The organism is Gordonia alkaliphila, assembly GCF_023017165.1.
Taxonomy (GTDB): Bacteria; Actinomycetota; Actinomycetes; order Mycobacteriales; family Mycobacteriaceae; genus Gordonia; species Gordonia alkaliphila.
In genome coordinates, this window is the sequence record NZ_JALKBW010000001.1 from 740,233 (window position 1) to 765,090 (window position 24,858).

The 24,858-nt window shown below is 68.5% G+C and carries 24 protein-coding genes and 1 pseudogene; 10 read left to right on the forward strand and 15 right to left on the reverse strand.

Annotated features, from left to right (window positions below):
- Window positions 1-50: 50 nt before the first annotated feature.
- The 4 genes from MUG78_RS03135 to MUG78_RS03150 all read right to left on the reverse strand — a co-directional run bounded on the left by MUG78_RS03135 (window position 51) and on the right by MUG78_RS03150 (window position 5,988).
- Window positions 51-773 carry an ABC transporter ATP-binding protein gene (locus MUG78_RS03135; RefSeq protein ID WP_246992116.1) on the reverse strand — a complete coding sequence of 241 codons (723 nt, stop codon included), beginning with the start codon at window positions 771-773 and terminating at the stop codon, window positions 51-53.
- Complete coding sequence (locus MUG78_RS03140; protein ID WP_246992117.1) at window positions 770-3,508, reverse strand: branched-chain amino acid ABC transporter permease/ATP-binding protein; 2,739 nt, start codon at window positions 3,506-3,508, stop codon at window positions 770-772. Before MUG78_RS03140 ends, MUG78_RS03135 begins: the two co-directional genes overlap by 4 nt.
- A 134-nt stretch (window positions 3,509-3,642) precedes the next feature.
- On the reverse strand, window positions 3,643-4,881 hold the full coding sequence (locus tag MUG78_RS03145) for an ABC transporter substrate-binding protein (RefSeq protein WP_372493100.1): 1,239 nt from the start codon (window positions 4,879-4,881) through the stop codon (window positions 3,643-3,645).
- Window positions 4,882-5,019: 138 nt separating this feature from the next.
- The gene (locus MUG78_RS03150; RefSeq protein ID WP_246992118.1) at window positions 5,020-5,988 is read right to left on the reverse strand and encodes an NADPH:quinone oxidoreductase family protein; all 969 of its coding nucleotides are present in this window, start codon (window positions 5,986-5,988) and stop codon (window positions 5,020-5,022) included.
- A 157-nt stretch (window positions 5,989-6,145) separates the two neighbouring features.
- Between MUG78_RS03150 and MUG78_RS03155 the strand changes: the two genes are divergently transcribed.
- From MUG78_RS03155 to MUG78_RS03185, 7 genes and pseudogenes are all read left to right on the forward strand, one after another.
- Window positions 6,146-7,642 (forward strand): basic amino acid/polyamine antiporter, encoded by a 1,497-nt coding sequence (locus MUG78_RS03155; protein ID WP_308221321.1) that lies wholly within the window; start codon window positions 6,146-6,148, stop codon window positions 7,640-7,642.
- A gap of 54 nt (window positions 7,643-7,696) precedes the next feature.
- A complete protein-coding gene (locus tag MUG78_RS03160) occupies window positions 7,697-8,947 on the forward strand; it encodes an arginine deiminase (protein WP_246992119.1) in 1,251 nt (416 codons plus the stop codon).
- Window positions 8,948-8,999: 52 nt separating this feature from the next.
- Window positions 9,000-9,668, forward strand: a complete 669-nt coding sequence (locus tag MUG78_RS03165) for a class I SAM-dependent methyltransferase (protein WP_246992120.1) — start codon at window positions 9,000-9,002, stop codon at window positions 9,666-9,668.
- Window positions 9,669-9,769: 101 nt separating this feature from the next.
- Window positions 9,770-9,964 carry a hypothetical protein gene (locus MUG78_RS03170; RefSeq protein WP_246992122.1) on the forward strand — a complete coding sequence of 65 codons (195 nt, stop codon included), beginning with the start codon at window positions 9,770-9,772 and terminating at the stop codon, window positions 9,962-9,964.
- 62 nt (window positions 9,965-10,026) lie between these two features.
- Window positions 10,027-11,178: pseudogene (locus tag MUG78_RS03175) on the forward strand (IS3 family transposase).
- A gap of 32 nt (window positions 11,179-11,210) precedes the next feature.
- A complete protein-coding gene (locus MUG78_RS03180; protein ID WP_246992124.1) occupies window positions 11,211-11,360 on the forward strand; it encodes a hypothetical protein in 150 nt (49 codons plus the stop codon).
- 2 nt (window positions 11,361-11,362) lie between these two features.
- Window positions 11,363-11,716 carry a hypothetical protein gene (locus tag MUG78_RS03185; RefSeq protein ID WP_246992126.1) on the forward strand — a complete coding sequence of 118 codons (354 nt, stop codon included), beginning with the start codon at window positions 11,363-11,365 and terminating at the stop codon, window positions 11,714-11,716.
- Between the two features lie 123 nt (window positions 11,717-11,839).
- Here the strand turns inward: MUG78_RS03185 and MUG78_RS03190 are convergent, their stop codons facing one another.
- The 7 genes from MUG78_RS03190 to MUG78_RS03220 form a co-directional block, all read right to left on the reverse strand.
- Window positions 11,840-12,748: an alpha/beta hydrolase gene (locus MUG78_RS03190; RefSeq protein WP_246992128.1), complete on the reverse strand. Its 909-nt coding sequence runs from the start codon at window positions 12,746-12,748 to the stop codon at window positions 11,840-11,842.
- Window positions 12,745-14,097, reverse strand: coding sequence for a flavin-containing monooxygenase (locus MUG78_RS03195; RefSeq protein WP_246992130.1), 1,353 nt, complete (start codon window positions 14,095-14,097; stop codon window positions 12,745-12,747). Before MUG78_RS03195 ends, MUG78_RS03190 begins: the two co-directional genes overlap by 4 nt.
- Window positions 14,094-14,939, reverse strand: a complete 846-nt coding sequence (locus tag MUG78_RS03200; protein WP_246992131.1) for an LLM class F420-dependent oxidoreductase — start codon at window positions 14,937-14,939, stop codon at window positions 14,094-14,096. The genes MUG78_RS03195 and MUG78_RS03200 overlap by 4 nt, the downstream gene beginning before the upstream one ends.
- 90 nt (window positions 14,940-15,029) lie before the next feature.
- Window positions 15,030-16,097, reverse strand: a complete 1,068-nt coding sequence (locus MUG78_RS03205) for a prenyltransferase (protein WP_246992133.1) — start codon at window positions 16,095-16,097, stop codon at window positions 15,030-15,032.
- Entirely contained in the window at window positions 16,098-16,811 is a 714-nt protein-coding gene (locus tag MUG78_RS03210) for a class I SAM-dependent methyltransferase (RefSeq protein ID WP_246992135.1), read from the reverse strand. It lies immediately after the preceding gene.
- Window positions 16,805-18,100, reverse strand: coding sequence for a glycosyltransferase family 4 protein (locus MUG78_RS03215; protein ID WP_246996784.1), 1,296 nt, complete (start codon window positions 18,098-18,100; stop codon window positions 16,805-16,807). The genes MUG78_RS03210 and MUG78_RS03215 overlap by 7 nt, the downstream gene beginning before the upstream one ends.
- 14 nt (window positions 18,101-18,114) lie before the next feature.
- Complete coding sequence (locus MUG78_RS03220; protein WP_246992137.1) at window positions 18,115-19,794, reverse strand: FAD-dependent oxidoreductase; 1,680 nt, start codon at window positions 19,792-19,794, stop codon at window positions 18,115-18,117.
- Between the two features lie 98 nt (window positions 19,795-19,892).
- Between MUG78_RS03220 and MUG78_RS03225 the strand changes: the two genes are divergently transcribed.
- Window positions 19,893-20,732: an acyl-[acyl-carrier-protein] thioesterase gene (locus MUG78_RS03225; protein ID WP_246992139.1), complete on the forward strand. Its 840-nt coding sequence runs from the start codon at window positions 19,893-19,895 to the stop codon at window positions 20,730-20,732.
- Window positions 20,733-20,753: 21 nt separating this feature from the next.
- Here the strand turns inward: MUG78_RS03225 and MUG78_RS03230 are convergent, their stop codons facing one another.
- The 3 genes from MUG78_RS03230 to MUG78_RS03240 all read right to left on the reverse strand — a co-directional run bounded on the left by MUG78_RS03230 (window position 20,754) and on the right by MUG78_RS03240 (window position 22,674).
- Window positions 20,754-21,308, reverse strand: a complete 555-nt coding sequence (locus tag MUG78_RS03230; protein WP_246992141.1) for a DUF3558 domain-containing protein — start codon at window positions 21,306-21,308, stop codon at window positions 20,754-20,756.
- Window positions 21,305-22,180, reverse strand: a complete 876-nt coding sequence (locus MUG78_RS03235) for a DUF3558 family protein (protein WP_246992143.1) — start codon at window positions 22,178-22,180, stop codon at window positions 21,305-21,307. The genes MUG78_RS03230 and MUG78_RS03235 overlap by 4 nt, the downstream gene beginning before the upstream one ends.
- A gap of 107 nt (window positions 22,181-22,287) precedes the next feature.
- A complete protein-coding gene (locus MUG78_RS03240) occupies window positions 22,288-22,674 on the reverse strand; it encodes an SHOCT domain-containing protein (protein WP_246992145.1) in 387 nt (128 codons plus the stop codon).
- 244 nt (window positions 22,675-22,918) lie between these two features.
- Here MUG78_RS03240 and MUG78_RS03245 point away from each other — a divergent pair, with 244 nt between their 5' ends.
- A complete protein-coding gene (locus MUG78_RS03245) occupies window positions 22,919-23,371 on the forward strand; it encodes a flavodoxin domain-containing protein (protein ID WP_246992147.1) in 453 nt (150 codons plus the stop codon).
- On the opposite strand, the gene MUG78_RS03250 is transcribed toward MUG78_RS03245, so the two are convergent.
- The gene (locus MUG78_RS03250; protein WP_246992149.1) at window positions 23,338-24,243 is read right to left on the reverse strand and encodes a DMT family transporter; all 906 of its coding nucleotides are present in this window, start codon (window positions 24,241-24,243) and stop codon (window positions 23,338-23,340) included. The two genes, MUG78_RS03245 and MUG78_RS03250, sit on opposite strands and share 34 nt — an antisense overlap.
- Window positions 24,244-24,314: 71 nt before the next feature.
- Between MUG78_RS03250 and MUG78_RS03255 the strand changes: the two genes are divergently transcribed.
- Window positions 24,315-24,824, forward strand: a complete 510-nt coding sequence (locus MUG78_RS03255) for a nucleoside deaminase (RefSeq protein WP_246992151.1) — start codon at window positions 24,315-24,317, stop codon at window positions 24,822-24,824.
- Window positions 24,825-24,858: the final 34 nt, after the last annotated feature.

Genomic DNA, 24,858 nt, shown 5'->3' on the forward strand with positions numbered 1-24,858 from the left:
CCGTCCGACCGCTCATGCGGTGGACGGGCCCCTTCCTCATGGAGCTCGGGTCAGGCGGTGGCCCCCAGGTAGGCGGACTCGAGGCGGCCGAGGTCGCCCGCGAGTTCGCTTGCGGGACAGTCGATCGCGACGTTGCCGTGCACCAGCACCACCGCGCGGTCGGCCACTTCCAGCGCCAGCCGCACGTGCTGCTCCACCAGGATCATCGCGGTGTCCTGCTCCTCCGCCACGGTGCGCAGCACCGGCAGGATCGACTCGACGATCACCGGTGCCAGGCCCATGCTGAGCTCGTCGATCAGCAGCACCTTCGGCTTCTGCAGCAGGGCCCGGGCGATCGCGAGCATCTGCTGCTCGCCTCCGGAGGTCTGCCCCGCGGCCACTTTCATCCGCTTGCCGAGCGCCGGGAACCATTCCAGCGCCTGGTCCAGGCCCTCGCGGACCGGCGCCCGACGCGACGACCGGATCGCTAGACGCAGATTCTGCTCGCACGACAGGCCGCGGAACAGCGCCCGGTCGTCGGGTACCAACACGAGGCCGGCCCGCACCGCGGACCGCGGATCGCCGGAGCGCACGGCGACACCGTCGACCTCCACCTCGCCGTCGAGCCGCGGGTACAGGCCCGCGAGCGTCTCCAGCGTGGTGGTCTTGCCCGCACCGTTGGGACCGAGGAACGCGATGATCTCGCCGCGCTCCACGGTCAGGTCGATGCCGCGCACCACCGGGCTGTCCTCCCGGTAGCCCGCATCCAACTTCTGCAACGTCAGCATGCTCACGCCTGCACCTCTTCGTTCGTTTCGGCCACCGGGGTGCCGAGGTAGGCGCCGATCACGTCGGCGTTGGCACGGATCTCGTCGGGAGTACCGGTGGCGATGAGCTTGCCCAGATCGAGCACGATGACTCGGTCGCACACCGACAGGACCAGGTCCATGTCGTGGTCGATCAGCAGCATGGTGACGCCGCCGTTGCGGGCTGCGGCCAGACGCTCACCGAGCCAGCGGCTCTCCGACGAGTCCAGGCCGGCGGCCGGCTCGTCGAGCAGCGCGACCTGCGGCTGCCCGGCGAGCACGCGGGCCACCGAGACCAGCTGACGCTGGCCCTGCGACAGACCCGCCGCTTCGACGTCGGCCAGGTGCGCGATGTCGAGCAGCGCCAGCACCTCCTGCACGGTCGCCGCGGCATCGTGGATGTCGCGGCGCACGCCGACGGTGACGTTCTCGGCCACCGACAGGTCGTCGTACAACTCGATGTCCTGGAAGGTACGGCCCAGGCCGACCCGCGAACGACGATGCGGAGCCATCCCGCTCAGTTCGGTGCCGTCGAGGGTCACCGTGCCGGTGCTCGACGCGAACCCGCTGATGGCGTCGACCAGGGTGGTCTTGCCCGCACCGTTGGGTCCGATCAGGCCGACGATCTCCCCGGGTCGCAGCGCGAAGCTGACCCCGTCGACGGCCACCACCTGGCCGTAGCGGACGCTGACGTCGTCGACGGTCAGCACCGGAGCGGCGGCGGCGGGGATCGGTGTGCGTTCGACGACCAGCGGCTTGTCGCTCTCGGCGTCGATCGTCTCGGCGACCGGCGCGGCCTTGCGGCCGCCCAGGAACGCCGGGCGCGGGATCTGCTGCAACTGGCCGACGATGCCGTCGGGGCTGGTCACCACGGTCACCACCAGCAGGATGCCGCTGACGAGCAGGTAGTAGTCGCCGATGTCGAGCACGTACGACAGCACGGCGCCGGGTGCCATCAGCCCGGCCAGCAACGCACCGGAGACGGACGTGACGCCGGCGATGTAGAAGATGACGAACAGGCCGATGCCCGAGAGCACACGGTAGGAGTCGGCGGTCGCCAGCGTCTGCTGGCTGGCCAGCAACACGCCGCCGAGACCGGCGAGGAACGACGCGATCGCGAAGGCGAGCAGCTTGGTGGCGCCCACGTTGATGCCGGAGGCCGCCGCCGAGCGTTCATTGGCCCGCACCGCGAGCATGGACGCGCCCAGCCGGGAACGACGCAGCCACACCACCGCGAGCGCGCACACCGTCAGCACGACCAGGCAGAGCACGCCGAAGGAGATGGTCGGATAGCCTTCGCCGCGACCGATGCCCAGATCGAGACCGAAGAACGACGGCTCCTTGATCGGCGCGCCCTGCAGGCCGCCGTTGAAGCTCGGATTGCGGAACCAGAACGCTTCGAGGAAGACGGCGAGCGCCAGGGTGGCCACCATCAGCGGCAGACCGCGCACCCGGAGTGCGGGCAGGCCGACGACGACGCCGATGGCCGCCGCGACCAGTGCCGCGAGCAGCGCCCCGAGAGGGAACGGCAGACCCATGTTGACGGTGAACCGCGACAGCGAATACGCGGCGGCGCCGGCCAGCGACAGCTGCGCCAGCGAGACCTGGCCCGCGTAGCCGGTGACGACCACCTGGCTGAGCGCGAGGATGCCGAAGATCAGGCTCATGATGACGGCCAGGCGCATGCTGCCGGAGGTGCCGAAGAGCGCGGCCAGCGCGATGCCCACGCAGATGACGGTGGGGATCAGCACGTGGTTCGGACGCGGCGACCGGCCCAGGTCCTGCCGGATCACCGAGCCGCGACCGGGGAGTCGTTGTCCGCGAGCGAGCAGGAAGATGATGATCAGCAGCAGCGGCACGGCCTCGGCGACGCCCGCATCCGGGAACCAGTCGTAGGTGACCTGCAGCTTGGTGGCTTCGGACTGCAGCATGCCGATCAGCAGGCCTGCGGCCACGGTCAGACCGATGCTGGAGAAGTTGCCGACCAGCGCCGCGGCCAGCGCGGGCACGATGAACATGGTGTAGGCCACCGAGTTGAGCGGCACCATCGGCGCGATGAGCACACCGCCGATGCCGGCGGTGGCCGACGACAGCGCCCAGTTCGCGACGGCGATCCGGTCCGGCGACAGGCCGGTGACCAGTGCACCCTTCTCCGACTCGGCGGAGGCTTCGGTCGCGATGCCGAAGCGCGTGTAGCGCAGCACCAGCGCGGCCAGCACAGCCAGCCCGACGATGACGCCGGCCAACCAGAAGTTGGCGGTGGAGACGGAGACGTCGCCCACCTTGATGGTCTCGTTGGGGAAGATGCGGCCCACGGTGGGCGAGTCGGGTCCGATGCGCAGGGCCAGGAGCGCCTGGATCACCAGCATCACGCCGATCGCGGCGACCGCCTTGGCCAGGGCGGGCGCGCTGCGCAGCGGCCGGAAGACGATGAGGTAGAGCAGCACGCCGAGCAGCGCGGATATCGCGACGGCGACGATCAGCGCGGGCAGCACATCCCATTTGCCGCCGAGGTCCACCGTGGTGGGGAAACCGGGGACGGGATTGAGGAGCTCGCCTTGGCGGAGGTAAGCGTAGGTGTAGGCCGCGTAGAGCGCGATGGCGCCGGTCGCGAAGTTCACCACACCGGAGCTCTTGTAGGTCATCACCAAGGCCAGGCCGAGCGCGGCGAAGACCGCGCCGTTGCCTAGGCCGAGGGTGAGGAAGGCCAAATGGTCAGTCATGGATGTAGTAGCCGTTCAGAGAATACGAGGTGGAAGAGCTGAAATTGTGGAAGCGAAGGTGCCGGAGAAAAGAGCGAAGGGTCCGCCGGGACGCGTGCTGCGTCCCGGCGAACCCCCCGCGGATGGTGCGTCGATCAGTTGACGGTCACGGTGTCGGTGAACTTGACGTCCTCGCCGACAGTGCTGACCAGGATCGAGCGGCTGCACAGCGACGGCAGCTGCGGGACGGCCTTGCCGTCGCAGGTGAAGGTCAGACCGGGTGCCGCGGGCACCGGGACGTCCTTGGCCGCGCGCCACGCGGTCTTCATCTGCTCGGGGCCGATGGCACCGGCGGGCAGCGAGCCGCCGACCTCGGCCATCGCCATGACGACCTGGTAGCCCATGTACGACAGACCGTGCGGATCGGTGTCCGGCGCGTACTTCGCCATGACACTGCGGTACTGGGTGACGGTGTCCGCATCCGAGGACAGATTCACCGTGGTGAAGGCCTTGGCGCCCTGCACCGCGTCCGCGCCGACCGCGTCGATGACCGGCTTGTCGAGGCAGCTGGCGATCAGGTACTTCTGCACGTCCGGCGCAGCGGTCTCGAGGGCCTTGATGCCCTGGATGCACTGGCGGGTGTCACCCATGATGGCCACGGCGTCCGGGTTGTCGGACAGGCCCGCCTGGATCTGCGGGGTGGGGTCGGCGGTGGCGACCGGGACGGTCACCACGTTCAGTTCGACGCCGGCCTGCTTGAACATCGGCTCGCCGAGCGCCTTCACCGAAGCGGCGGCGTCGCCGGTGTCGCCGATCAGAATGGTGACCTTCTTCAGGCCGTCCTTCGCGGCGGTGGCGGCCTGGCCGCCCAGGACGGCGATGATGCCGCCGGACATCATGAACGCATCCGGGTTGACCATCTCGGCTTGCGAGACCGGCGCCTGCGCGATGTACGGGATCCCGGCGCCGGCGATGATCGGCACCATCACGGCACCCTGCGCGCCGAGCGGCGACACGACGGCGGAGACCTTCTTCTCCACCATCTCGTTGGCGCACTTGGTAGCGCTGGCGGGCTCCTCGTGCTGCTTGCAGATCACCAGCTCGATCTTGTGGCCGCCGATGCCGCCGCCGTTCTCGTTGATGTACTTGGCCGCGGCTTCACCGCCCTCACGCACCATGGGCAGCGAGATCTGGCCGCCCTCGGGAGCGATGAAGCCGATCTTGATGGCGTCGCCGGTAGCGGCGTTGCCCGGCAGCTCCGTGGTCTTGCCCGCTGAGTTCGACGAGTCGTCGTCCGAGGAACACGCGGTCAGCCCGCCCAGGACGAGTGCTGCGGCGGCGCCCATGACGGCAGTGGATTTCGCTGCGCGCTTGAAGCCGGTGGATACGTTCACTTGCAGATCCCTTCGATAAAGGTTGTTCGGCAGAATGTAACGTGTTCCAGATCTCACACGGCCGCGTATCAGAAAACCCGCCGGACACGATTTGGTCTCGGCGGGTTCATCTGCAACCGCGCAGCTCAGCGCAGTTTGTCAGTCGGCGATCGTGACGACGGCCTTCCCTAGCACACGCCCTTCGGCGAGGTCCGTGAGGGCCCGCGGCAGGTCCTCAAGGGGGTAGGTGGCGTTCACCGGCGGCCGCATCCCAGCCTCGATCATCTCGTTCAGATCGTCCTGCAGCAGGGCGGGTACCTCGGGGTGCGTGCGGATGTACTCGCCCCACGCAGCACCCACGATCGCGATGTTGCGGAACAGCACCCGGTTGAGCTTGACGGTGGGGATGCCGCCCGCGGCGAACCCGATCACCACGAAGCGGCCGTCCGGCGCGACGGCGCGGACCGCCTCGTCGAACACCTCCCCGCCGACCGGGTCGATCATCACGTCGACGCCGCCGTCGGACAGTTCGAGGACGCGATCCTTCCAGCCGTCGGTCAGCTGCACCACTTCGTCGGCGCCGAACTCGCGCAGCATGTCTTCGGCCCCGGTGCGGTGCACGATGGCGATGACCTTGGCGCCCATGGCCTTGGCCACCAGGATCGACGCCGTGCCGACGCCGCCCGCGGCGCCGAGGACGCCGACCACTTCGCCGGGCGCGGTCTGCGCGCGCAGCTTCAAGGCGAACAGCGCGGTCTGGAAGTTGATGCCCAGCGACGCGCCCTCGTCGAAGCTCAGCGCGTCGGGCAGCCGGAACAGCTGCTGCTCGGCGACGGCCACCTGCTCGGCGAAGCCGCCCAGGAACGATGCCACCAGCACCCGATCGCCCGCCGCGAACGCCGAACCCTCGGGGGCGCTGCGGACCACGCCGGCCACCTCGGTGCCCGGGGTGTAGGGCAGCGGCGGCCGCAGCTGGTACTTGCCCTGACTCATCAGCAGGTCGGGGAAACACACGCCGCACGACTTGATGTCGACGACCACCTGACCCGGCGCGGGGGCCGGATCGGGCACCTCCTGCAACTCGAGACTGTCCGGACCGTTCTCTGCGATCAACACCTGTGCCTTCATGACCCCGAGCCTACTTCGGCCGCACACCACCGACACCGGTGTCGCGCGGACGCGGGCGGCGAATCCGACCCGGCATCGCCAGGCACCGTCGGCCAGCGAGTAGCGTGCGATACGACGCAGTCCCGATCATTCATTCTTCCCGGAGGCACAGCACCCAGTGAACGCGGAGAGCACCACCAAGAAGCTGAGTCTGCCGACGCTGACCGCGATGGTCGTCGGATCGATGGTCGGATCGGGCGTCTTCCTGCTGCCGCGACGGTTCGGCACCGAGACCGGCGTGCTCGGCGCGCTCATCGCGTGGACGATCGCCGGCGCAGGCATGTTGATGCTGGCCTTCGTGTTCCAGCGGCTCGCCCTGCGCAAACCCGAACTCGATGCGGGGATCTACGCGTACGCGAAACAGGGCTTCGGCGACTACATCGGCTTCAACTCCGCCATCGGCTACTGGGCGTCGGCCTGTGCGGGAAACACCTCGTACTGGGTGTTGATCATGGCGACCACCAGCGCCCTCTTCCCCGGCTTGGGTGATGGTTCCACCGTTCTCGCCGTCGCCCTGTCGTCGGTCGGTGTGTGGCTGTTCTGCTTGATGATCGGCCGCGGGGTACAGCAGGCCGCCGCCGTCAACCGCATCGCGACCGTCGCGAAGGTGGTGCCGCTGATCGTCTTCATCGTCCTGGCCATCGTCATGTTCGACGCCGGGTATTTCCGGGACAACTTCACCGGCGGCAACGGCATCGACGTCGGTTCGCTGTGGGATCAGGTCACCGGCACCATGCTCATCACGGTCTTCGTGTTCATGGGTATCGAGGGCGCGAGCATGTACTCGCGGTACGCGCGCCGACGCGAGGACGTCGGCCGGGCCACCATCCTCGGTTTCCTCGGCGTGCTCGGCGTCTTCGCGCTCGTGACTCTGGTGTCCTACGGCGCCATGCCGCAGGGTGAGCTCGCAGCCGCCGAACAGCCATCGGTCGCGTCGGTGTTGGCGCACCTGGTGGGCGACTGGGGATCGGTGTTCATCCGGATCGGCGTCATCGTCTCCGTGCTCGGCGCCTACCTCGCGTGGACGCTCATGGCCGCAGAGATCCTGTACGTGCCCGCACGCGCCAAGGACATGCCGAGGTTCCTCCGTCGCACCAACAAGGCGGGTGCCCCGATCGCCGCCCTGATCCTGGCGTCCGCGCTCGTCCAGGCACTGTTGATCCTGCTGCTGTTCGTCGACGACGCGCTGGACTTCATGCTCGACCTCACCGCCGCGCTCGCCCTGCTGCCGTACTTCCTGGCGGCGGCGTACATGCTGAAACTCGTCATCAGCGGCGACACCTATGCCGTCGGCGATCGCGCGCGGCCGCGGGACCTGGCGATCGCCGTCTTCGCGGTGGTCTACACCGCCTTTCTGGTGTACGCGGCGGGCCTGGACAAGCTGCTGCTGGCCTGCGTCCTCTACGCCGTCGCCACCGTCTTGTTCATCGTGGCGCGCCGCGAGCAGAAGCTGCGGATCTTCACACGGTATGAGGCGGCACTCTTCGGCGTGTTCATCGCCGGCGCCATCGCCGGCATCGTCATGCTGGCCACCGGCACCGAGGACGTCTACGACCATCCGGAACAGGAACGACACTCGAACTACGTGACCGATCCGTACCGACCGGACTCCTAGCCGGCGGTGCACCCGCCATCGATATCGACGACCTCTGACCGAAGGGAAACACGCATGTCTGAACTCCCGTCCGCCGCCTATGGCGTTCACTCCGAAGTCGGGCGGCTTCGGAAGGTGCTGGTCTGCGCGCCGGGTCTGGCGCACGACCGCCTCACCCCCACCAACGCTGACGATCTGCTGTTCGACGACGTCCTGTGGGTCCAGAACGCCAAGCGCGATCACTTCGACTTCATGACCAAGATGCGCGACCGCGGGGTCGACGTCGTCGAACTGCACAACGTTCTCGCCGAGACGGTCGACGATCCCGCCGCCCGCTCGTGGTTGCTGGATCGCAAGATCGTGGTCAACGACGTGGGCGTCGGCCTGGTGCAGGAGACCCGGTCGTACCTGGACGGGCTGCCGTCCCGCGAGCTGGCGGAACTGTTGATCGGCGGCATGTCGACCCGGGATCTGCCCGCCGAACTCCGGCCCGGATACATCGCGCTGGCGCGCGAGTCGAGCGGCGTCAACGAGTACCTGATGCCGCCGCTGCCCAACACCCTCTACACGCGGGACACCACCTGCTGGATCTACGGCGGTGTGACGCTCAACCCGCTGTACTGGCCGGCGCGGCACGACGAGACGCTGCTGATGAAGGCCGTCTACGAGTTCCATCCCGACTTCGTCGGCTCCACCGTGCTGTGGGGCGACCCGGAGCTCTCTTGGGGGCAGTCGACGATCGAGGGCGGCGACGTCCTGGTTCCGGGTGACGGGCTCGTCCTCATCGGGATGAGCGAGCGCACGTCGCGGCAGGCCATTACGCAGGTGGCGTTGCGGCTGTTCGAATCGGGGCAGGCGAGCAAGGTCATCGTCGCCGGCATGCCGCGCCTGCGGTCGGCCATGCACCTGGACACCGTCTTCACGTTCGCCGACCGGGACCTGGTGACCGTCTATCCGAAGATCGTCGACTCCATCAAGCCGGTCACCCTCGTCCCGTCGGACCGGCACCCGGGGCTGGAGGTGATCGAGGAGTCCGAGCACTTCATCGAGGTGGTCCGCAAGGCCCTCGGCCTCGACGTGCTGCGCGTGGTGGAGGCCGGCGGCAGCGAGTACGCCTCGGAGCGGCAGCAGTGGGACAGCGGCAACAATCTGGTCGCCGTCGAACCGGGTGTGGTCTTCGCCTACGACCGCAACATCTACACCAATGCGCTCCTGCGGAAGGAAGGCATCGAGGTGATCACCATCGTCGGCGCAGAGCTGGGGCGCGGCCGCGGCGGCGGCCACTGCATGACGTGCCCGATCATTCGCGATCCGCTCGAGGTGTGAGGCCGCGACCGGTGTGCGGGCGCCAGTGACCCGGGGCACTAGGATTCCGGACATGACTTCCACTTCGACCGAGGCCACGTCCCGGCCGTCGGCCCAGCGCCTGTCCGTCGCCGAAGAGGCCCCCGGCTTCCTCCCGCTCGACGAAGCTCTCGCCCTGTACGATCACGCGAAAGTGTTTATGGCGCAACCGGATTCGGTAGGCCTGGCGGTGGAGGTCGGGACCTACTGCGGCAAGTCGACGGTGTTCCTCGGCGACGTCGCCGAAAAGGCCGGCGGCCTGCTGGCCACCGTCGACCACCACCGCGGCTCGGAGGAGCATCAGCCGGGCTGGGAGTACCACGACACCACGCTCGTCGACCCGCACACCGGCACCCTGGACACGTCCGCGCGGTTCCGCCGGACCATGTACGACGCCGGGCTGGAGGGCACCGTGATCGGCGTGCTCGCGCCGTCGACCGCGGCCGCGAAGATGTGGGGCCGCCCGGTGGACTTCGTCTTCATCGACGGCGGCCACAGCATGGAGGCCGCGCAGAACGACTACGACGGCTGGGCGCAGTGGGTGCGCCCCGGCGGCGCGCTGCTGATCCACGACGTCTTCCCCGACCCCGCCGACGGCGGGCGGCCCCCGTACGAGATCTACAAGCAGGCCCTGGAGTCGGGCCGGTTCACCGAGGTCGGCGTCGCCGGCTCCCTGCGGGTCTTGCAGCGCACCCGCGACTGACCCCGAACGCGGAATTAGTCGTCCATTTGGAGGGCTGACCACGCGGTCGTCGTCGCGCAGAATGAGTGGGGCACATACCCTTTCCCGCACATGGAGACTCGATGACTACCCCGCCACCCATAACGCTACTGCCAGGCGAGCAGGTGATCCGGCACGCCGAGTTCACCCCGCGGCTGATCTTGGTCTACTTGAAGACCTCGATGGTCCTGACCAACCGTCGGCTGGTCGTGAGTTCGCCGAACACCCTCTTCGGATTCATCCCGCACGGATACTCGTGGGCTGACCCCGTTTCGTAGGTCCAGTCGTTATGAGAGTCGTCCTGTTGCCCGCGGTCGCGGGCAGGGAGACTGGTCAGATCATGACGAACAGCAGGAAGCGTCACACCCCGGAGCAGGTCGTCCGTAAGCTCGGGCAGGCCGACAGGATGCTCACCGATGGTCAGGACGTCGCGGCGGTGTGCCGGGAGCTGGGGGTGTCCGAGCAGACGTACTACCGGTGGCGGAACCAGTACGGCGGCCTCAAGGCCGACGACGCAAAGCGCCTGAAGGAGTTGGAGAAGCAGAACGCGACCCTGAAGCGTCTGCTCGCGGAAGCGGAGCTGGAGAAGGCCGCGCTCAAGGAGCTGGCTGAGGGAAACTTCTAAGCCCGGACAGGCGCCGCGCCGCCGTCGATCACCTCAAGCGCAAGTTGCGGGGTGAGCGAACGGATGGCGTGCCGTCTGGTCGGGCTGAGCCGCTCCGCGTACCGGCGACCGCTCAAGGGCGACACGGTCACGGACCCGGATCGGGCGCTCAGGGAGTGGCTGCGCGCCTGGGCGAAGGACCATCCCCGCTACGGGTATCGGCGGGCGTATCACGACGCCCGCGCCGAGGGGTGGGTGGTGAACCACAAGAAGATCCAACGCCTGTGGCGTGACGAAGGGCTCCGGGTCCCGCAGCGGCGTCGACGCAAGCGCGTCGGGTCCTCGACCGTCGACGCGCCGACGGCGGACGCGCCGAACGTGGTGTGGGCCGTGGACTTCCAGTTCGACGCCGACGAGCACGGACGATTGATCAAGATCTGCTCGATCGTCGACGAACACACCCGGGAGTGCATCGGCGGCCTCGTGGAGCGCTCGATTACCGCCGACCGACTCACCGCCCACCTCGAGGACCTCGTCGCCGCCCGGGGCGCCCCGGCGGTGCTCAGGTCGGACAACGGGCCGGAGTTCATCAGCGAGGCGATGGCCGACTGGGCCGGCACCCGCACCGGCCTGTCCTACATCCCTCCGGGCTCGCCGTGGCGCAACGGGTACGTCGAGTCGTTCAACAGCCGGATCCGCGACGAGTGCCTCAACATCAACAGCTTCTACTCGCTGCTGCACGCACAGGTCATCATCGGCGACTGGAAGGACGAGTACAACCACCACCGCCGGCACTCCTCGCTCGGCTACCTAACCCCAGCCGAGTACGCTCGGCAGTGCACCCATCAAATGGAAACCGACGACTCACAGAACGTCCGGACCGAATGAAGGGGGCGGCTCACTCGGTGCAGTCCGCACCGTTGTCTGCCATCAGCGATGTGGCCTGCGGCAACATGCGCGACACCGGCCTCATGACTCGGTTCGCTCTGTTCGTGATTCCCCTACTCGTCCTCGTGGTCTTCGTGATCACCTTTTTTGTGAATACTTCCACCATGAGCGGAGGTTTCTGACCGTGATCGGATTGGTACTCATCGTCCTCATCATCGCCCTCGTGGTGATGTGGATCATCTCGGCGAAGACCTATGTCGTGATTCGTACGGAGGGCGGCGCCGTACTGGCTTCGGGCACGAGCCTGTCTGAGCGGGCCGCAGCCGAAGAAATGTACTCACTGCTGGCCAACCACGCAATTGTTTCCCGCGCACAGGGCGTCGCGCATGCGCCCGCAGAGGCGATGGTGGCACCGATTCCGCAGCCGCCGACCTCCCCGCAGGGCAACGGCTCTTCCCCGCGTGCGGGTCAGCCGAATCCCGGCTCCGGCGAGCGACCACGCCCGCAGCCGACGATGCCCGGCGCACCGCGGCGCTGACAGCGAGAATCTCGACAGCGGGACTCCTCCGCGAAGACCGGTGCAGCGCACCCGCGACTGAACGCACTGCCCACACTGCCGTTTGCTGCAGTCGCCTGGTGACTGCAGCAAACGGCAGTGCTGTCAGGCGAGGTGGTGGGTGAGGAAGTCGATCTGGTGGGTCACCGCCTGCTCGAACCAGTCGAAGCCCTCGAAGATGTCGAAGTGGTCGCACGGGTAGTGGCGCACCTGCGCGCGCGCGGCGAAGGCGGCCTTAGCTGCGGCGTAAGGCGGTGCGGCCTGGTCGAAGTCGGCGATCTGCACCAGCGTCGGAGCAGTGATCTGGTGGGCCGACTTGTCGGCGCGGAAGCTGCCCAGCTCCAGGCCGATGGCGGCGTCCACCTCGTTGCGCCAGGTGGGACCGGCCACCGCGAGGTAGTTCTCCAGGTAGCCGGGACCGGACAGCGCGGCACCGGAGCCGGGCGGACCCACCACGGTCATCATGGAGGGTGCGCGACCCAAGCGGGACTTGAGTGCACTGCCCACCGCGCGCGACGTCGACTTGGCGACCCCGGCCACGCCCAGCTGCGGGTAGTGGTGGATGCCGGCGGCCAACCCGCTGACCAGCGGCACCATCGCGATCACCGCGGCCAGATCGTCGCGCCCGGAGGCCACTTCGAGAACCAGTCCGCCGGCCAGCGAGACGCCCCAGAGGATCACGCGCGAGCGGTCCACACCCGGCTGCGCCGCCGCCGCGGCCATCGCGGCGCGGTAGTCGTCGGCCTGCCCGGTGAGCGAGATGTGTTGGCGGGGCTCGCCGTCGGAGTCGCCGTAGTGGCGGTAGTCGAAGGCGAACACGGCCAGACCGGCCGCCGCGAGGCGCTCCGCGAACGGCTCCAGGCCGGAGTCCTTGGTGCCGCCGAAGCCGTGCGCCATCACCACCACGGGGACGGCGCCGTCGTCGCCGGCGAACGGCGAATCAGCGGCCGCGGAGAAGGACCAGGCCGCGCACCGCGTGCCGCCGGAGACGAAATCCACTGATCGACGGCTCATGCGTCGACTCCCGCCCATTCGGGCGCACCGGTCTGCTGGGCGCGGGCGTACCCGGCCGGCAGTTCCTTGGTGCGCAGGTCGTGCTCGTACAAGAAGTGGTCCAGCTGCTGCGTGTGCCGCGGACGGTGCAGCATGTGGCCGGTGTAGAACTCGGTGTCGGACGCGATCACCTCGTGCATGGTCGGCACCGGCGGCGGCACGTACTTGCCGACCGCGTAGGCGCCGATGATCCGCGTCTGCGCCTCCACGAAGGGGAACAGCGTGGGCGTGGCCTGCGCGAAGCCGGCGAACACCACGTCGTCCATGCCCGGGTAGAAGATCCGCTTGTACAGGTCGATCTGGTTGTCCGGCGCGCTGATCACGTCCTCGTCGAAGAACGGGAAGGTGATGTTGTAGCCGGTGGCGTAGATGATGATGTCGAACTCGTCGCTGGTGCCGTCGACGAAGTGGACGGTGTCCCCGTCGAGCCGGTCGATGTCGCCCTTGGCCACCACGTCGCCCGAACCCAGGCGCAGCGGCAGTTCCACCGACTGCGTCGGGTGCGCCTCGAAGAACTTGTGGTTCGGCGTGGGCAGACCGTACTGCTCGGGTCGACCCGCGGTGAACGGCTGCATCACCTGCGCGAACTTGCGCTGCCAGGCGAACGGGATGTGCGGGCTGGTCTTGTAGTACTTATCGGCCGGCTGACCGGCGAAATACTTCGGCACGATCCACGCGCTGGACCGGGTGGACAACGTCACCTGGGTCTCGAGCGCCTTCGACGACAGTTCGACGGCGATGTCGGCCGCGCTGTTGCCCAGGCCCACGATGAGGATGCGCTTGCCCGCGAAGTCGAGCGGGTCGCGCGGATCGATGTACTGGTGCGAGTGGATCTCGGTGCCGCTGAACTCCCCGGGGAAATTCGGCCAGCGCGGATCCCAGTGGTGCCCGTTGGCCACCACGAGCAGATCGAACCGACGCTGCTCGCCGCGCTGGGTGGTCAGCTCCCAGCCGCCGCCGTCGAGGCGTCGAGCATGGGTCACGCCGTTCTCGAACTCGATGGCCTCGCGCAGACCGAAGGCGTCGACGTAGTCCTCCAGGTACTGCTTGATCTGCGAGTGGTGCGGGAAGTCCGGGTAGTGCTCGGGCATCGGGAAGTCGCGGAAGCTGAGCTGGTGCCGCGAGGTGTCGATGTGCAGCGAGCGATACGCCGACGAGTGGCCGTTCGGATTGCCGAAGGCCCAGTTGCCGCCGATCCGATCCGAGCTCTCGAAGCAGGTGTACGCCACGCCGTAGTCGGCGAGCTGTTTGCCGGTGGTGAGACCGCTGATCCCGGCACCGATGATGGCGACCGAAGGTGTTGCCGTCATGCGTCGAGCTCCAACTTTCCAGCCAGTTTGGCGAGGTATCCCGAGGCGCGTTCCACGCTGTCGTCGGGCAGTCCGTACAGGACTTCGGTGACGCCGAGCTCCCGCCACTTGTCGAGGCGTTCGGGAATCGGCTTGAAATCGAGCACGACGATCCGCGGCTCGCCCTCGCGCCCGGCGTCGCGCCAGATCTGCTGGCACAGCTGCACCGAGCCCTCGATGTCCTCTTCGCGCGGGGTGGTGATCCAGCCGTCCGCGCTGCGGGCGATCCACTTGAAGTTCTTCTCGTTGCCCGCGGCCCCGACGAGGACCGGCACGGTGGACTTCGGCTTGGGCCAGGCCCAGCTGGGGCCAAACTCCACGAACTCGCCGTGGTACTCCGCTTCCTCCTGCGTCCACAGGGCCCGCATGGCCTCCAGATACTCGCGCAGCATGGTGCGACGACGCCCGGGCGGCACGCCGTGATCGGCCATCTCGTCGAGGTTCCAGCCGAAGCCGACGCCGAGCGTGACGCGCCCGCCAGAGAGGTGGTCGAGCGTGGCGATGGTCTTGGCCAGGGTGATCGGATCGGACTGCACCGGCAGCGCCACGGCGGTGGCCAGGCGGATGCGTTCGGTCACCGCGGCGGCCGCCGCGAGCGTGGTCCACGGATCGAGGGTGCGCAGGTAGCGGTCGTCGGGCAGCGACGAGTCACCGGTCCCCGGGTGCGCGGCTTCCCGCTTGGTGGGGATGTGGCCGTGTTCGGGCACGTAGTACGACGCGAAGCCGGCCTGCTCGATGAGCGGCGCGAGGATCTGCGGAAGCAGACCGCGGTCGCTGGTGAACTGCACGATTCCGAACTCCACGGAACCTCCTGGGATGCGATGAACGTGACTGACTCACGATTTTAGACAGACATCTGGACACCTGTCCGGAATTTCTGCAAGCAGGTCGTTTCAGAAGCGGCGGACGTCGCGGAAGATGCCGTTGCCGGGGGTCGCCCGACTGATCGCATCCGCGGCGAGCACCACCGCGGCCGACGTCCAGCAGCTCTTCTCCACCGGCCACCGCTTGCCGTCGTCGTAGACCAGACCGGTCCAGTACGAACCGTCCGGATCCCGCAGGTGCCCGATCGACGCGATCAGCGCGATGGCGGCCTCGGTGTCGCCGAGCGCCTCCAGCGCCAGCGCGAGTTCGCTGGTCTCGGCCCCGGTGACCCAGGGACGGTGGTCGACGCAGCGGATGCCGAGGCCGTCGACGACGAACTCGTCCCACCGCTGCGCGATGCGCTCCTGCCCCTCGCGTCCGCGGATCGCGCCGCCGAGCATCGGGTAGTACCAGTCCATGGAGTGATCGCTCGGCGGCTCGAAGACCTCCGGCTGCTCGCGGAACGCGAGTCCGAGCGCCGCCAGCGCGGCCTCCCAGTCCGGTTCGGGTGCACCGATCTCGTCGGCGATGCGGACGGCGCAGTCGAGCGCCTGATAGATGCTCGCGTTGCCGGTGACCAGCGCTTCGTCGAACATCGCGTAGGTCACGTGGTCGGCACCCCAGCGGAAGGCGCCGTCGTTCCGCTGGAACCGGCACACCAGGTTGATCGCCGACCACACGGTGGGCCACATCCGCTGCAGAAACGCGCCGTCGCCGGTGATCAGGAAGTGATGCCACACGCCGACGGCGATGTAGGCGCAGAAGTTGGAGTCGATGCCCGGCACCGTGACGACGCCGACGTCGGTGCGGATCGGCCACGAGCCGTCCTCGCGCTGCGTGCGCCGCGACCACTCGTAGGCGGCTTCGGCCTCGGCGAGGAAGCCGGTGGCGCTGAGCGCCATGGCCGACTCGACGTGATCCCACGGATCGGTCTGCCCGCCCGGGAACCAGGGCATGGCACCGGACGACTCCTGCATGCGCGCCACGGCCTCGCCGGTCGCGTGGATCGACACGGCGGCGAGAACCCCGGGCACATGCGGGCGGCCGCCGCCGCGCTCTCCGCTCGCCGAATCAGGTACCGCCGCCGAGATGGTCATTCAGGCAGGCTTCCTCAGGTACAGCGCCACCGACTTGCCGACCAGCGGGTTGAGGACCTGCTCCCCCACCCGGGTGACCCACGGCTTGCTCATCATGTCCCAGACCAGCATCTTGTGATAGCCGCGGACCAGCGGATTCTCGTTGTTCTCCACACCGACGGCGCACTTGAGCCACCAGTACGGCGCGTGCAGCGCGTGGGCGTGATCGGAGCCGGTCACTTCCAGTCCGGCCGCTTCGAGCTTGGTCGCCAGATCGGAGGCCCGGTAGATGCGGACGTGGCCGCCCTCCACCTCGTGGTACTCGTCCGACAGCGCCCAGCAGATCTTCTCCGGCCAGTAGCGCGGCACCGTCACCGCGGCCATGCCGCCCGGACGCAGGATCCGCACCATCTCGGCGATCGCGGCCTCGTCGTCGGGGATGTGCTCCAGGATCTCCGACATCAGCACCACGTCGAAGCTGTCGTCCTCGTACGGCAGGCGCAGCGCGTCGCCGACCTCGGTGCGGCCGACGGCGTACTCGGGTGCCTCACCGGCCACCGCGAGCGCACCGAACATCTCGGCGACGTCGGCCATGTCCTGGGTGTTCTGGTCGAAGGCTGTGACGTCGGCGCCGCGGCGCAGCATCTCGTACGAGTGGCGGCCCTGGCCGGCACCGATGTCGATGGCGCGGACGCCCGGACCCACGCCGAGGCGATCGAAGTCGACGGTCAGCATGCGGCGTTCTCCTTGGGGGTATTCGAGACATCAGGGTTCTCGAGCGGCAGGCGGGCCCCGCGGGTCGCCGCGATGGCCGCGCGGTAGCGCTCGGCCGTGGCGGCGGCGACGGCCGCCCAGCTGTAGTTCTCGGTGACGCGGGTCCGGCCCGCGGTGCCGAACTCGGCGGCGCGGTCGGGGTCGTCGAGCAGTTCGCGCAGTGCCGCGGCCAGGCCCTCGGCGTCCCGCGGATCGACGAGCACCGCGGCGTCGCCGACCACCTCCGGGATCGCACCGGCGCGGGTGGCGACCAACGGCGTACCGCAGCTCATCGCCTCCACGGCCGGCAGCGAGAAGCCCTCGTACAACGACGGGACGCAGGCGATCTCGGCGCTGGCCAGCAGCGCGGCCAGCTCGTCGTCGTCGATTCCGGAGACCACCGAGACCTTGTCGCCGATGGACAGCTGCTCGATCAGACGCGCCGACGGCCCCTCCGGATCCAGCTTGGACACCAGGGTCAGGCTCACCGGATGATCGGCGGCCACCTTGGCGAAGGCCTCCAGCAGGTAGGCGACGCCCTTGAGCGGCGCATCAGCACTGGCCACGCACACGATCCGGCCGGGCACCCGCTCGCCGCGCGGGGCGAACAGGTCGACGTCCACCCCGAGCGGGATGGTCGCGAGGGCGCCGTCGCGCACACCGAAGGCGTCCCGGATGTCGTCTTCGCTGGTCTTGGACACCGTCAGCAACGACGGGATGCGCCGGGCCACACGGCCCTGCATCGCCAGGAACGAATGCCACCGCCAGGCGGTGATCTTGGACAGGCCCTTGGCCGCGCGCACGGCGAGCGACCGGTCCCGGGTGATCGGGTGGTGAATGGTCGCCACCAGCGGGAACCCGCGGCGCTTGATGTCGAGCAGGCCGTAGCCCAGGCACTGGTTGTCGTGCACCACGTCGAAGTCGGCGCGACGACTCTTCAGCAGGCGGGCGGCCCGCATACTGAAGGTCAGCGGCTCGCCGAACGCGGCGGTCCACATCATGGCCACTTCGAGGACGTCGAGCAGGTCGCGGTACTCGCCGAGCTTCGGCGTCCGGAACGGCTCGGGCTCCCCGTAGAGGTCCAGGCTCGGCACCTCGGTGAGGGTGACGCCAGCGTCGAGCGCGGCCTGGTCGAGCACCGGATAGGGCTGTCCCGAGAACACCTCCACCTGGTGGCCGAGCAGCGCCAGCTCGCGCGACAGGTGCCGCACGTACACGCCCTGCCCGCCGCAGTGCGGCTTACTGCGATACGACAGAAGGGCGATCCGCAGCGGCGGCTGTGCACTCATCCAACGGCCTCTTCGGTCGCGCGCGCGGTGGCCACCAGTTCGTCCACGGTCACGAGCTTCACGCGACGACGACCCTCGGTCTTGCCCGCGGCCCGTTCGGCGGCGTCGATCCGGCGCCAGCCGTCGAGGTCGACGCGTTCGGCACCGCGCGAGGCGACCAGCTCCGGGACGTCGTCGACCGACCGCTCCGGTTCCGGGAGGGAACCGGCGGCGAAGTCGGCCAGGATCGACGCGGCGGCCTCCTCACCGCAGAAGCGGTTGCGGCCGATGCCGCCGGTCGGTCCACGGCGGATCCAGCCGGCCACGTACAGGCCGGGCAGCACCGGGCCGTCCGGTCCGTCGGTGACGCGCGCGTCGTCGCTCGGCACCACGTTGCGGTCCCGGTCGAAGGGCAGTCCGGGGATCGGCTGGCCGCGGTAGCCGACGGACCGGACCACGATGGACGCGTCCAGGTCGAAGGTCTCCGAGGTCGGCGTCGCCGCACCGCTGGCCGCGTACGAGTTCTGCATGCAGTGCAGGCCCGTGACGCGGTCGTCGCCGAGGACCTCCAGCGGCGAAGAGAGGAAGCGGAAGACGATCCGCTTGTTGCCCTCGGTCCGCGGCCGCGCGGCGAACTCGCGCGCCAGGCGGATCTTGGTGGCGATGGTGGAGTCGAGCGTGTCGTCGGCCAGGGCCGCCTCGGTGCCCTCCGACAACGCGAGGTCGGGCTCCTCGATGACGATGTCGATGCCGTCGAGGTCGCCCAGCGACAGGAACTCGGCGTTGGTGAAGGCGGCGTGCTCGATGCCGCGGCGTCCGAGCACCACCACCTCGGTGATCGACGACGCCTTGAGCGCGTCCAGCGCGTAGTCGGCGATGTCGGTGGCGCCCAGCACGGCGTCGTCGGTGAGCAGGATGCGCGCGACGTCGAGAGCCACGTTGCCGTTGCCGATCACCACGGCGCGCTCGCCGCTGAGGTCGAAGGTCCGGTCCGCGTAGGCGGGATGGCCGTTGTACCAGGCGACGAACTCGGTGGCCGCGAACGAGCCGGTCAGGTCCTCGCCGGGGATGTTGAGACGACGATCGTGCGGCGCGCCGACGGCGTAGAGGATCGCGCCGTAGCGGGCGTTCAGCTCGTCGTGCGTGATGTGCGTACCGACGTCGACGTTGAGGTGATAGGTGAAGTTCGCCTTCTTCTCGGTGGCGGCGAACGTGTTCTCCACACCCTTGGTCTTCGCGTGGTCCGGCGAGACGCCGGCGCGGACCAGACCGTACGGGGTGGGCAGCCGGTCGAACATGTCGACCTTCACCTGGCCACGCTTGACCAGCTCACCTGCGGCGTAGAAGGCGGCCGGTCCGGCGCCCACCACGGCCACGTGCAGTTCCTTGCCCTCGGGCATCACCGGCGGCCGCGTCGGCTTCACCAGACCGCCGTCGGGATCGTGATCCTTGAAGTAGTCGGCGTTGATCTGCAGGTAGGGCTCGTCCTTGGCCTCGAGCTGATCATCCGGGAAGATCGCACTGACCGGGCACTCGTCGATGCAGGCGCCGCAGTCGATGCAGGCCTCCGGGTCGATGTACAGCATCTCCGCCGTGAGGAACTCCGGCTCGTCCGGAGTGGGGTGGATGCAGTTCACCGGACAGACCTCGACGCAACTCGCGTCGTTGCAGCAGGGCCTGGTGATGACGTGTGCCATGTTCGATTCCCTCGACTCGTACCTACCGGAACATGTTCTAGTTTTGTGTCGAGCGTATCGTAATCAACTGGTTATCGGCCACCGACGAAAGGCTCGCCGTGCCCGCTCCCAAACCGACGTCGTCCGCGTCGCCGATCTACCGTCCGCTGGACGCCCGCAAGGCAGAAGCCCGATTCTTTGCCGAAGACTATCGGGTGCGCACCGGAGACATCGATCAGCAGATGCGGGTGCGCCTGGATGCGGTGGCGCGCTACCTGCAGGATGCCGCGAACGACAACATCGCGGCGACCGACTTCGGCGACACCGAACCGTTCTGGATCGTGCGGCGCACCATCATCGACGTCCTCGAGCCGATCACCTGGCCGTCGGACTTCCAGGTGGAGCGCTGGTGCGGCGCCTTGTCGACGCGCTGGACGGACATGCGGGTGAGCCTCACAGCGACGAGCGAGACCAACCGGTTCAACCCGGAGCCGCGTCCGGACGGACGGATCGAGACCGAGGCGTTCTGGATCAACGTCAACGATCAGGGCATGCCCTCGCGCATCTCCGATTCGACGTTCGAGGTGCTCGCGCAGATGAACGACCACCATCGGCTCCGCTGGCATTCGATGAACCCCGAACCGGCCCCGCTAGAGGCCGAGTGCTCGCAGCCCGACCGCACGCACGTGCTGCGCTCCACCGACTTCGATCCGTTCAAACACCTCAACAACGCCGCGTACCTCGAAGCCGTCGAGGACGAACTGGTGGCCCATCCCGATCTGCTCGACGCACCGCACCGCCTGGTGATCGAGTACCTCCGGCCGGTGACGCCCGGGATCGAGATCACCATCCGGCGCAAGCGGATCGACGACTGCCTGTTCGTCTGGATGCTGATTCCGTCCGACGACGGCCTGGTCCCGGCGGCCACCGTCTCGGTGTCGCTGATTCCTGCCACCTGACGCCGGTTCGCCTGACCCGGATCAGTTCGCGCGGTTCAGCACCAGTTCCATCAGCGCGATCGCCGACGCGCACGCGTCCGGGCCGGCCGCGTGCGGCTCCACCCACCAGGTGAGCGTGCCACGGCCCGGCGACTTGGCCGTCACCCCGCACACCTGCGGTCGGGTGGGATCGCGCTGCGTGAAGCCCGCGAGGCTGTTGACCTGAATGTTCTCGGTGGTGAAGCCCAGACGCTGCGCGGTCTGCTTCTCCAGGTTGAAGTCGCCCCACTCGTACCAGGCGAGGGTCACGTCGGTGACGCCGCCGCCGACCACCACCCAGCGGCAGATCGCCCCGTTGAAGCCCCGCTCGGCCGATCCACCCCCGACGGCCTCGGCGATGTCGGCGGCCGGCAGGATCTGGCATTCGGTCAGCAGACCCTCGAAATCGCTGGTGTCGACTTGGCCCTTCTGCGCGGCTTCGGCGCCGACGCGCTGGGCATCGCCGTCGACCACGGTGGTGCACGCGGCCGTCGTGCCGAGGACGACGAACGCGGTCGTCACCGCGACGGCCCGCCGCAGTCTGCCCGGCCGGCTCACGAGGCACGCTCGATCGACGTCGCGGCCAGGCTCTTGGCCGCATCGCACAAGGTCTCCAGCGGCACCGTCTCGGCGCCGAACGACTGGCGGTCGGCCACCGAGATCTCGATGAAGTCGTTCTCGAACTGCACGCCCACCTCACAGATCGGATCGTGGCGAGCGAGGAAGCCCGGGTAGCCGGCGATCTCGATGTCCACCGTCGGGTTCTCCCGACTGAGCTGCTCGTGACCGCGTTCGCGCCCGATCGGCGAGCCGCGGTACCAGTTGAACGAGACCACCGGGCCGTCCCGGTGGGCGTCGGAGCGCCACTCGCAGACGGAGGGGTTGTCGTTGTAGAGCTTCAGGGCGGCGAAGGTGGAGGCCGCCGACACCTCTTCGGCGGTGAGCCCGCCGCACCGTTCGAAGGCCGGTCCGGTGCCTGCCTTCGGCGTGGTGGTCTTCGACGAGACGACGTCGTCGCCCGAACTGCAGGCGCTCAGCGCCATCGCGGCCACCGCGGCGAGGATCAGCAGGGTGCCGCCGCGCAGCCGGTCCATCTGCCGACGATCGCGTTTAGTCGGTCGACCGGCGCCGGGATCGCGACGCGGCACCGCGGCGGCGATCTCGCGCGGCGGTGGCGGTGGACTGTTGTCGATGTAGCACTCGGCGGCGACCGGGGCCGAGGCCCGCTTGCTGATGAGCTTGACCACCTCGACGATGCGGTCGCGGCCGTGCAGTCGTACGCGGACTTCGTCGCCCACGGCCACCGGCGTGGCCGGCTTCGCGGTGACGCCGTTGACCTGCACGTGACCGGCGCGGCAGGCGGCACCCGCGGCCGAGCGGGTCTTGGTGAGCCGAATTCCCCAGATCCAACTGTCGACACGCGTCGCCATGTGCCAACTCCCCTCTCGCCCGTCGTTCCCCTAAGTATTACAGCGGACCGGTGATACACCACGGCGCCCGACGACGAGGTGTCGTCGGGCGCCGCAGATAGGTCAGGTCAGGCCAGCGCCTTGGCCTTGATGGCCTCGAACTCGGCCTGGTTGATGGTCCCGGCGTCGAGCAGCGTCTTAGCGGTCGCGATCTGATCGGCCGGCGTCGACGTCCCTGCGGCGTCGCGGATGTACTCGCGGGCCTGAGCGTCGGCGGCCGATTGTGCCTGTGCCGAACGCTGGGCCATGCCTCGGCCGCGGAACAGCAGGTAGGTGAACGCGGTGAGGTACGGGATTATCACCAGGAAGATGATCCAGACCACTTTCCAGCCCGCCGACAGCTTGTGGTCGCGGAACAGGTCCGTCAGGACCATGAACAGCACGATCAGGTACGCGATGAACGCGAAGATCAGGATCGTGTACCAGACGACGTTCCAGACGTTGCCCCAGTCCATACCGACTCCTTACGTAGAGAATCACCCCTCCGGTCGGACCGGGTGCAAAAGCAAGCGAAGCACAGGGGTGGACTGGTGCACAATAGCGCCCCCGAATCGGGGCGCGCCGACCAGCGACTTGCCCCACTTCCCGGCCGCCCGACCTGCACTTTTGGGCCGAAAGTCCCTGGCCACGATTCGACTATCTGCGGCCGCCTACGCTACCGTCGACGGGTTGTTTCCCGATGTAGGAGAAGGTCCGAACATGGCCACTGTCATTCTTTACGGCACCGAGACCGGTACCGCGGAACTGGTCGCCGACGCCATCGCCGACGTGTTGGCCGCCGACTTCGACCCGTCGATCTACGACATGGCCGAGTTCGCCGCGGAAGATCTGAACGCCGACGACTTCCTCGTGGTGATCTGCTCCACCTATGGCGAGGGCGAACTGCCGTCGGGCGCGCTGCCCTTCGCCGACGAGCTCGACGAGGTGGACCCCGACCTGAGCGGCATGCACTTCGCCGTGTTCGGCATGGGCGACAGCGTCTACGACGACACCTTCAATCGCGGCGGCGAGATCATGGCCGAGATGCTGACCAAGCGCGGCGCCGCGCAGGTCGGCGAGCACTTCCGGCACGACGCGTCGTCGACGATCAAGCCGACCGTCGCGGCCGCCGAGTGGGCTCAGGGCCTCAAGTCGGTCATCGCCGACGACTGACCCAGGTCGACGACCTCCTCTACCGCGCGACGATCTGCATCGTCGCGCGGTTGTGCTTCTCCCCGAATGGCCGAGTGCTGCGCCAGTTTGACGACGGCGACGGCGGCCACCAGCAGGATCAGCAACAACAGGATCGACGTACCCACGCCCACGCGCAGGTTCTCGCCGAGCAGGACCACCGCGAGGCCCATCGACACCGCGGGCTCCACCACGTTCATCGCGGGGAACGACGTCTGGATGTCGCCGCAACCGAACGAGCGCTGCTGCGCGACCACGGCCAAGGCCAGCACGATCGCCAACAGGTAGATGTCCGGGTGGGCCATGAAGGTCACCGGATCCTCCATGAAGTGCATGGCCACCGATTTGATGAGCAGCGCCGCCACACCGAACAGTGCGCCGGCCGCGATGCCGTAGAGCAGCGAGCGGTAGTGCGCGTTGCGGCACCGCTCGGCCAGCACCACCAGCACCAGCAGCGCGATGACCACGACGGTCACGGTGGCCGCGAACAGGACCGGCGCCGCCCGCCGTTCGCTGGACACCGGGCGCGCGATCACCAGGAACGCGACGACGGAACCGACCAGCACCGCGCCCCAGATCCAGTCCGCCCGCGAGGGACGGCGTTTGTCGATCCGCGCTTCCAGCGGCAACGCGAAGAGCACCGCCAGCACCACCAGCGGCTGCACCAGCAGAATCGAGCCCAGCCCCAGCGCCCACGCTTGGAACGCGAAGCCGACGATGGCGATGATCGCACCGATCCACCAGCCCGCGGTGATCGCACCGTTCCGTGAGGAGGCGCGCTGACGCAGCACCGTTCCGGTCGCGATCAACGCGGCCGACAAGACGGCGAAGAGCGCCGGAACCCAAGTGTGCATCGTGGTTTCAGATTATCGGTCGGATCCGCGCTCCGCTCCCCGACGCACGTCCCAGGCGCTACGTTGCAGGTGTGATCCTCCGCAACCCCGTGCCCGACGACCTTCCGTTCCTGCGCAGGTGCGTGACTCTGGCCCGGCACGCCGTCGAGGTCGGCGACGAGCCCTTCGGCTCACTCTTGCGTCTGGGCGACGACATCCTCTTCGAGGACCGCAATCACGTCTCCGGCGGCGACCACACCCGCCATCCCGAGTTCGCGATCGCCCGCTGGGCCGCCGAGAATCTGACGCCCGAACAGCGCGGCGCCGCGGTGGTCTACACGTCCGGGGAACACTGCCCGATGTGCTCGGCCGCGCACGCATGGGTCGGACTGGGCCGCATCGTGTACGCGGTCGGCAGCATTCAACTGCTCCAGTGGCGTCGCGAGTGGGACCTTCCGGAGCCACCGGTCGCCCCGTTGCCCATCAACGCGGTGGCGCCCGGTGTGGAGGTGGCCGGCCCCGCGCCGGAACTGGTCGACGAGGTCCGCGCCCTGCACGCCCAGAGCGCCGGCGTGGAGACCGCGCCCGGTCCGTCGCACTGACGTGCCTCCCCCGATTTGTCGGCGGCAGGCTCTA

Excerpts from the sequence above, each read along its gene's own strand:
- MUG78_RS03250 (WP_246992149.1), bottom strand. The coding sequence starts at position 24,243 with ATGCACACTTGGGTTCCGGCGCTCTTCGCCGTCTTGTCGGCCGCGTTG.
- MUG78_RS03240 (WP_246992145.1), bottom strand. The coding sequence starts at position 22,674 with ATGGACTGGGGCAACGTCTGGAACGTCGTCTGGTACACGATCCTGATC.
- MUG78_RS03150 (WP_246992118.1), bottom strand. The coding sequence starts at position 5,988 with ATGAAGGCACAGGTGTTGATCGCAGAGAACGGTCCGGACAGTCTCGAG.
- MUG78_RS03140 (WP_246992117.1), bottom strand. The coding sequence starts at position 3,508 with ATGACTGACCATTTGGCCTTCCTCACCCTCGGCCTAGGCAACGGCGCG.
- MUG78_RS03220 (WP_246992137.1), bottom strand. The coding sequence starts at position 19,794 with ATGGCACACGTCATCACCAGGCCCTGCTGCAACGACGCGAGTTGCGTC.
- MUG78_RS03235 (WP_246992143.1), bottom strand. The coding sequence starts at position 22,180 with ATGGCGACGCGTGTCGACAGTTGGATCTGGGGAATTCGGCTCACCAAG.
- MUG78_RS03190 (WP_246992128.1), bottom strand. The coding sequence starts at position 12,748 with ATGAGCCGTCGATCAGTGGATTTCGTCTCCGGCGGCACGCGGTGCGCG.
- MUG78_RS03195 (WP_246992130.1), bottom strand. The coding sequence starts at position 14,097 with ATGACGGCAACACCTTCGGTCGCCATCATCGGTGCCGGGATCAGCGGT.
- MUG78_RS03160 (WP_246992119.1), top strand. The coding sequence starts at position 7,697 with ATGTCTGAACTCCCGTCCGCCGCCTATGGCGTTCACTCCGAAGTCGGG.
- MUG78_RS03210 (WP_246992135.1), bottom strand. The coding sequence starts at position 16,811 with ATGCTGACCGTCGACTTCGATCGCCTCGGCGTGGGTCCGGGCGTCCGC.
- MUG78_RS03165 (WP_246992120.1), top strand. The coding sequence starts at position 9,000 with ATGACTTCCACTTCGACCGAGGCCACGTCCCGGCCGTCGGCCCAGCGC.
- MUG78_RS03205 (WP_246992133.1), bottom strand. The coding sequence starts at position 16,097 with ATGACCATCTCGGCGGCGGTACCTGATTCGGCGAGCGGAGAGCGCGGC.
- MUG78_RS03245 (WP_246992147.1), top strand. The coding sequence starts at position 22,919 with ATGGCCACTGTCATTCTTTACGGCACCGAGACCGGTACCGCGGAACTG.
- MUG78_RS03170 (WP_246992122.1), top strand. The coding sequence starts at position 9,770 with ATGACTACCCCGCCACCCATAACGCTACTGCCAGGCGAGCAGGTGATC.